Consider the following 7,417-nt stretch of genomic DNA (forward strand, 5'->3'; position numbering starts at 1 on the left):
GCTCAACGCTCCCGCGCCAGACGGGGATCGAGCAGATCGCGCAACCCGTCACCGAGCAAATTGAGCCCGAGTACCGCGATCGCGATCGCGACTCCTGGATAGACCGCGAGCATCGGCGACTGGAACAGCAGCGTCTGCGCATCATTGAGCATGCGGCCCCAGGACGGCTGCGGCGGCTGGGTGCCGAGCCCGAGATAGGACAGCGCGGCCTCGGCGAGGATCGCGAGCGCGAACTGGATCGTCGCCTGCACGATCAGGATCGACAGGATGTTCGGCAGCACGTGCTCGATCGTGATGCGGAAGGAGCCCTTGCCCGCGGCGCGCGCGGCCAGCACGAATTCGCGGGCCCAGATCGCATTGGCCGAGCCGCGAGTGACGCGGACGAAGGCCGGGATCTGGAAGATGCCGATCGCGGTGATCGAGGTCACCATGCCGGGGCCCGCGACGGCGGCCAGCATGATGGCCGACAGCACGGCGGGGAAAGCGAAGGTGAAGTCGCTCATCCGCATGATGAGCTCCTCGGTCCAGCCCTTGCGGGCAGCCGCGATCAGACCGAGGCCAACGCCGAAGGTCAGGCCGATGCCGACGGCGATGACGCCGACCATGATGGTGGAGCGCGCGCCGACCAGCAGCAGCGAGACGATGTCGCGGCCGAGCACGTCGGTGCCGAGCCAGTGCGCCGCCGACGGCGGGTGCAGCTTCGAGGCGACGTCGATGTCATAGGCCGACCACGGCGTCCAGACCAGCGACAGCAGCGCCGCGCCGAGCACAAGCAGGCTGAGCACCGCACCAAGCACGAAGCTGCGATGGCGCAGCGCGCGGCGCCAGAAGCCGGTCACAGGCCTCGCCCCCTGTGCGATCGCCGCTGTGGCGGATGTGGTCAGCGGCGCGCTCACAGATTGGCGACCTTGATGCGCGGATCGATGAAGGCATAGAGCACATCGACCACGAAATTGACTGTCACGACCATCGCAGCCAGCAGCATCACGCAGTTGCGCACCACGATCAGGTCGCGGTTGGCGATCGACTGGAAGATCAGCCGGCCGAGGCCCGGCAGATAGAACACGTTCTCGATCACGATGGTACCGGCCAGCAGATTGGCGAATTGCAGGCCCATGACAGTCATGACCGGGATCATGGCGTTGCGCAGCACATGGCGCCACAGCACCTCGCGCTTGCCGAGCCCCTTGGCGCGCGCGGTGCGCACGAAATCCTCGCGCAGCACCTCCAGCACCGCGGAGCGGGTGACGCGGGCGAGGATCGCGGCCTGCACCACGGCAAGCGAGATCGCGGGCAGCAGCAGCGAGCGGATCCCGAGCCAGATGCCGTCATCCCAGCCGGCAAATCCACCGGCGGACAGCAATTGCAGCTTCACCGAGAACAGCAGGATCAGGAGGATCGCGAACCAGAAATTCGGCAGCGCGATGCCGATCTGGGTCAGCGACATCACGCCGACATCGCCGATCCTGTTGTGGTTGGCCGCGGTGTAGATGCCGGCGGCGAGCGCCAGCACCACCGTGATCAGCATCGACATGATCGCGAGCGGGATCGTCAGCACCAGCCGCTCCGCGATCAGGCCGGCCACCGGCGTGCCATAGACATAGCTGTTGCCGAGATCGCCGACCGCCATGCCCTTGATCCAGAGCAAGTAGCGAACCGTGAGCGGCTGGTCGAGCCCGAGCTTGACGGTGAGCGCGCGCACCGCATCGGGCGAGGCGTCGGCGCCCATCAGCATCTGCGCGGCATTGCCCGGCAGCGCGTCGAGCACCAGGAAAATGATCAGCGAGGCCGCGAACAGTGTCGCCACCAGGGTCAGGATCCGCCGCAGGAAGAATACGCTCATGCCCGCCCGAAGGGTAAGGAACAGGCCGCAGGTTTCAACATGTTCGCGAACGAATGCAAGCCCTTCGCCGCGTCATTCATGATTTCAGCGCCGGCCAGCGGCCGAGCAGATCGCTCGCCTCTTCGAACAGCGCCGCAACGCGCAGCAGGTCGGCATCGGCCCGGAAGCGGCCGACCAGATGCAGGCCGATCGGCAGGCCATCGCGGCCGAAGCCGGAAGGGATGCTGACCGCGGGATGGCCGGTCATGTTGAACAGCATGGTCCAGGGAAACCAGTGCGGCCGCACGCTGTCGAAGCTCTGGCCGTCGATGTCGATGGTACCGAACAGATCCTGGTCGATCGGCAATGCGGTGCGGGTCAGGGTCGGCATCGCCAGCAGATCGCCGCGCGCAAGCAGCGACTGCACGCGGCGGAACAGCGCGGTGCGGTCGAACATCGCCTGCTGGTAGGCGACGCCGCTCACCTCGGCGGCGAGCGCGAGCTGCTTCAGGAAGGTCGGGCTGAGGTCATCGGGATGATCGGCCGCGAGCTTCTCGAAGCGCGTGCGCCAGACGGTGTGATTGATGGCGCGCCAAATCGGCTCGACGTCGAAGCCGTCGCCGGGAAACTCCTCGAGTTCGGCGCCGAGGCTGGCCAGCCGGTCGAGGCTCGCCTTGAAGCCAGCGGCGACGTCTGATGTCACCGGGCGGCCCGGCGGCGACAGGCAGAACAGCACCCGCCTCCCCCTGAGATCACCGCGCGGCGCGGCACGGTCGAGATAATCCGGCACCGGCACGCCAATCGACCAGGGATCTGACGGATCCTCGCCGGCCATCGCCTGCATCATCAGCGCGGTATCGGCGACGGTGCGGGTGGTCGGCGTGACATAGGTCTGGTTGCCGAACGCGTCCTGCACCTGGCTGTGCGGGATCACGCCGTTGCTCTGCTTGATCCCGACCACGCCGTTGCAGGCGGCGGGAATCCGGGTCGAGCCGCCACCGTCGGTCGCAACCGCCAACGGCGCGATCCCGCTCGCGACCGCCACCGCCGCGCCGCCGCTGGAGCCGCCGCAGGAGCGCTCGGCACTCCACGCATTGCGGGTGCGGCCGAACAGCGGCGAGTCGGTCAGGCACTTGCTGCCGAACTCCGGCGTCGTGGTCTTGCCGATCAATATTCCGCCCTGCGCACGGAGCCGCGCCACCGCCACGGCGTCATGATCGGGCACGTTGTTCCGGTACGGGACCGCGCCGAAGGTCGTGCGCACGCCTCTGGTGCTGACGATGTCCTTCACGGTGAAAGGAATGCCGTGCAGCAGGCCGAGCGGCTCGCCGGCCATGACCTGGTGTTCCGCAGCCTTCGCCTGCGCCATCGCCTCGTCGGCGCACAGCGCGATGAAGCAGTTCAATTCGGGCTGCAGCCGCTCGGCGCGGGCGAGCACCGCGGTTGTGACCTCCACGGGAGAGACCTCCTTGCGCGCGATGCGCGCGCGAAGCTCAACGGCAGGCAGTAAGCAAAGATCTTCGCTCATTGGGACACAGCGCTCGCATCAGATATGGTCGATCGCCGGGCATCGTGCCGTGCGGCATGTCGCAAGTCTATCGCCTCATGCGCATGGCGGCGCGCGGCGCGGCTGCCGATCGCGCATGGCCTACCAGGTGCCCGCGCGCAGCTCCCGGCTCCGCGGCGGATCGGCACCGGCGCGCGTGCAGGTGAAGGCGGCGCAGTTGCATGCAAACGACAGCGCGCGCGTGAGTTCGGCCGCGGAAATGTCGCAGAGCCGCTGCCGCGCGATCCGATCCAGCCGATGCAATGCGGCGAGCAGCGCAGCCTGAAAACTGTCGCCGGCGCCGATCGTATCCACGACCTTTACGGCCGGCGACGCGACCTCGATCGATCCGGCCTCACGATGCCAGGCAGAGGCGCCATCATTGCCGCGCGTAATGACGACGAGCGACGCCCCGCCGGACAGCAGCGCCTCGGCCCGCGCAGCATAGGCCTCATCACCGAACAGATAGGCGAAGTCGACGTCGGACATCTTCACGACGTCGGCCTTGCCACAGAACGCCAGCATGCGGGCGCGATAGGCATCCTTGTCCTTGACAAGGTTCGGCCGGCAATTCGGATCGAGCGAGATCGTCACCTTCGCCCGCGCATCTTCGATGAAGGCCAGCGTCTCGGCCGCGCCCTTGTCATGGACCAGCGTGGTCGAGCCGGTGTGCAGGCACGTGACGCCGTCAAGCGCGATCGCCTCACGCCGATAGACCCAGTTCCGCGATGCCGTGCCGGCGTCATAGAAAGCGTATTGCGTCTCGGTGCCGGTGACGCGCGCAAAGGCGAGCGTGGCCTGGCGGTCGCTGCGCGTCGCGCGGCTGAGATCGACGCCGGATGCCGCGGCGTGATCAGCGATCATCCGGCCGAAGGTGTCGGTCGAGATGCCACCGACAAAGCCGGTGGGAACATCGAGCCGGGCGGCACCGATCGCGATGTTGAGGCAGGAGCCGCCGACCGCCGGCGTCAGGGCCTCGCGTCCATCCGCCGTCCGCGACGGCAGGAAATCGATCAGCGCATCTCCGCAACTCAGCAGCATGCAAACACCTCAACCCGGCGCCGCGCCGGGCGCCCGCTTCATCGCCTCGCGGCTGTCGCGATCGAGCTGGCGCAGCATCTTGTGCACGCCGCGCTTGTTGCGATGGAAATCGGCAAGCTCGGGCCTTGTCGGCTCGCTCAACCGCCCGAGCGCCGACATACCGGCCATCGCCGCATTGATCGAGTTGTGCGCACCGCTGGCGACCGCACCCAGCATCGCAGCGCCGAGCAAGACGGGTTCTTGCGTCTGCGGCAACGCCACCGTGTAGCCGGTGGTGTCGGCCATGATCTGGCGCACCAGAGGGCTGCGGCTCGCGCCGCCGCCGATCACGATGGTCTTGCCGCTGACGCCGTGGGCCTGCAGCGCCTCGATGACGTCGGCAAGCCCATAGGCCAGCCCGCACAGGCCGGCGATGAACAACCGCTCCAGCGCCGACACATCGGTGTCGAGATCGAGCCCCGCGATCACGGCGCGCGAGCCGGGATCGGCATAGGGCGAACGGTTGCCGAGGAATTCCGGCAACACGTGAACGTTGCGCGCGAGCAGTGCTGCCGCGCCGGCATTGCCGCTGCGCGCCAGGATGCGCTTTTCGAGGTACTCGATGACATCGACGCCGTCATTCTTCGCGGCAAGCAAGACCTCGGCATGCGCCGGATGCGATTTGAGCAGATGATCGATCGCGGCACCTGCCGCGGATTGACCGCCCTCGTTCAGCCAGAAGCCCGGCACCATGCCTTCGAAATACGGGCCCCAGACGCCGGGCACGAAGCAAGGATCGACCGTCGTCGCCATGATGCAGGCCGACGTTCCCATGATGTAGGCGAGCCGCTGGCAGACATCGACGTCGGCGCCCGAGCCGTCACGGCCGCCGATCGCGCCGACGCCGCCGGCATGGGCATCGATCAGCGAGGCGCCGACCGCGGTTCCCGGCACCAGGCCGAGATCGCGCGCGGCATCTTCCGACAAACCGCGGCCGAGCGGCGAGCCGGGCGGCACGATCTCGGTGCCGATGCGGGCAAAGCGATCGGCGGCGAGCGCCTCGAGCCCGACCCGCTTCAGGAACGATTCGCTCCAGCCGCCCTCGCCCGCGACATAGGTCCATTTGCAGGTAACCGTACAGGTCGAGCGCGCCAGCGAGCCGGAGGCGCGGAACGAAAGATAGTCGGCGAGGTCGAAGAAGTGCCCGGCGGCCTCGAAGGTCGCGGGCAGATGCCGCTTCAGCCAGAGGATCTTCGGGATCTCCATCTCCGGCGAGATGGCGCCGCCGACATAGCGCAGCACGCGATCACCGGTCGCGTTGACGAATTCGGTCTCATCCATCGCGCGGTGGTCCATCCAGACCACGACATTGCGCGCGGGATCGCCGGACGGGCTGACGGTGAGCGGCCGGCCGGCTCTGTCGAGCACGACCAGCGAGCAGGTCGCATCAAAGCCGATGCCCTTGACCTGCTCGGCCGCGACCGCCGCCTCCCGCATCGCGTTGCGCACGGAGGCGACGCAGGCGGCCCAGATGTCCTCGGAGGATTGCTCGACGATATCGCCGGGCTCGTGCCAGACCCGGATCGGATGCCGGGCCGAACCCAACAGCTTGCCGGCCTCGTCGAATACCTCCGCCCGGGCGCTGGTGCTCCCGACGTCCACCCCGATATAGGCTTGCCGCATGGCCGCTCCGTTATTTCCGGCGCGATCCTACCAGCAAGTGTAGCCGCCATCGACCAGAACGATGCTTCCGGTCATCAGGCTCGCCGCCTCGGAGGCCAGGAACAGCACCACGGAAGCGATCTCGTCGACCTGCCCCATCCGCGCCATCGGGGTTCCACCGATCCAGGCGTCATACATGCGGGGGCTGTTCTTCACGAAGGCGTTCAGCGGGGTCTCGATATAGGTCGGCGCCACGGCGTTGACGCGAACCCCGCGCGCGCCCCATTCGGCGGCGAGCGATTTGGTCAAATGATGCACTGCGGCCTTGGACGCATTGTAGAAGCACTGCTCCTGCGGCTTGTTGACGATGAAGCCGGACATCGAGCCGACATTGACGATGGTGCCGGACTTCGCCTTCAGCATGTGATTGCCGAACGCGCGGCAGCACCAGAAGGTGCCGTTCAGATTGACGTCGATGACGTTGAGCCAGTGCTCGTCGGTCACGGTCTCGGCAGGCGTCTCGCTGCGCGCGATGCCGGCATTGTTGACGAGGATGTCGACCTTGCCGTACTTGCGCACCAGTTCGTCGGCTACCGCCGAGACGCGCCCGGAATCCGTCACGTCCATCAGCGCGATATCGGCGTCGAAGCCCTTGGCCTTCAGCGTCGCCTGCGCGTCATTGGCGACCTTGGCGTCGCGGTCGCCGATGATGACCTTGGCGCCGGCTTCCGCGAGCGCCTCGGCACAGGCGAGCCCGATGCCCTGACCGGCGCCGGTGATGATGGCGGTCTTGCCGCCGAGCCTGAATTTCTCGAGATACATTTTCTTCTTCCTTTGCCTAGAGCCCGCATTTTCGCGGGCGTGCCGCCCCGGCCAGAGCGAGGTCAACTGCGGAGGACGTCCATGCCTTACCCGTGGATCGATTTTCCGCTGTCGTCGAAACGATGGATGCGTGCCGGATCCGGGATCAGCGACACGCGATCGCCGGGATGCAGGTCGAGCTCGCCGACATAGCGCGCGGTCAGCATTCCCAACGCCGCAGCATCGACATAGAGAAAGGTGTCGCTGCCGAGATGCTCGGCGACCGCCACCGTCCCCTGCCAGCCGCCCTGCCCGTCGCGCTCGACCTTCAAATGCTCGGGCCGCACCCCGATGGTGGTCGCGCCCTGCTGCTTTGCGAGCTCGCCGGTGACGAAATTCATCTTCGGCGAGCCGATGAAGCCTGCAACGAACAGGTTGTTAGCCCGTCTTATTCATGATTGCCGGGCGGGGCAGCTGGAACATTTCCGGTCGGGGTGAAGGCGCGCGCGAACGCTTCGGCTTTTTCGCCGCTTTTCGACCCGACTTCGTGAACGCGTTGGAGGACG

At 67.1% G+C, this 7,417-nt stretch carries 6 protein-coding genes and 1 pseudogene; all 7 read right to left on the reverse strand.

The window, feature by feature from the left end:
• Positions 1-2: 2 nt before the first annotated feature.
• Complete coding sequence (locus tag AC066Y_RS31020) at positions 3-896, reverse strand: ABC transporter permease (protein WP_478277180.1); 894 nt, start codon at positions 894-896, stop codon at positions 3-5.
• A complete protein-coding gene (locus tag AC066Y_RS31025) occupies positions 893-1,843 on the reverse strand; it encodes an ABC transporter permease (protein WP_478277181.1) in 951 nt (316 codons plus the stop codon). The genes AC066Y_RS31020 and AC066Y_RS31025 overlap by 4 nt, the downstream gene beginning before the upstream one ends.
• Before the next feature lie 76 nt (positions 1,844-1,919).
• The gene (locus AC066Y_RS31030; protein WP_478277182.1) at positions 1,920-3,350 is read right to left on the reverse strand and encodes an amidase; all 1,431 of its coding nucleotides are present in this window, start codon (positions 3,348-3,350) and stop codon (positions 1,920-1,922) included.
• Between the two features lie 120 nt (positions 3,351-3,470).
• A complete protein-coding gene (locus AC066Y_RS31035; protein WP_478277183.1) occupies positions 3,471-4,409 on the reverse strand; it encodes a carbohydrate kinase family protein in 939 nt (312 codons plus the stop codon).
• 9 nt (positions 4,410-4,418) lie between these two features.
• Positions 4,419-6,071: an FGGY-family carbohydrate kinase gene (locus tag AC066Y_RS31040; RefSeq protein WP_478277184.1), complete on the reverse strand. Its 1,653-nt coding sequence runs from the start codon at positions 6,069-6,071 to the stop codon at positions 4,419-4,421.
• A gap of 27 nt (positions 6,072-6,098) precedes the next feature.
• Positions 6,099-6,872, reverse strand: coding sequence for an SDR family NAD(P)-dependent oxidoreductase (locus AC066Y_RS31045; RefSeq protein ID WP_478277185.1), 774 nt, complete (start codon positions 6,870-6,872; stop codon positions 6,099-6,101).
• Positions 6,873-6,958: 86 nt separating this feature from the next.
• Positions 6,959-7,288 (reverse strand): annotated as a pseudogene (locus AC066Y_RS31050) (TOBE domain-containing protein); the annotation flags it as partial.
• Positions 7,289-7,417 lie beyond the last annotated feature (129 nt).

This window comes from Bradyrhizobium sp. USDA3010 (genome assembly GCF_056429065.1).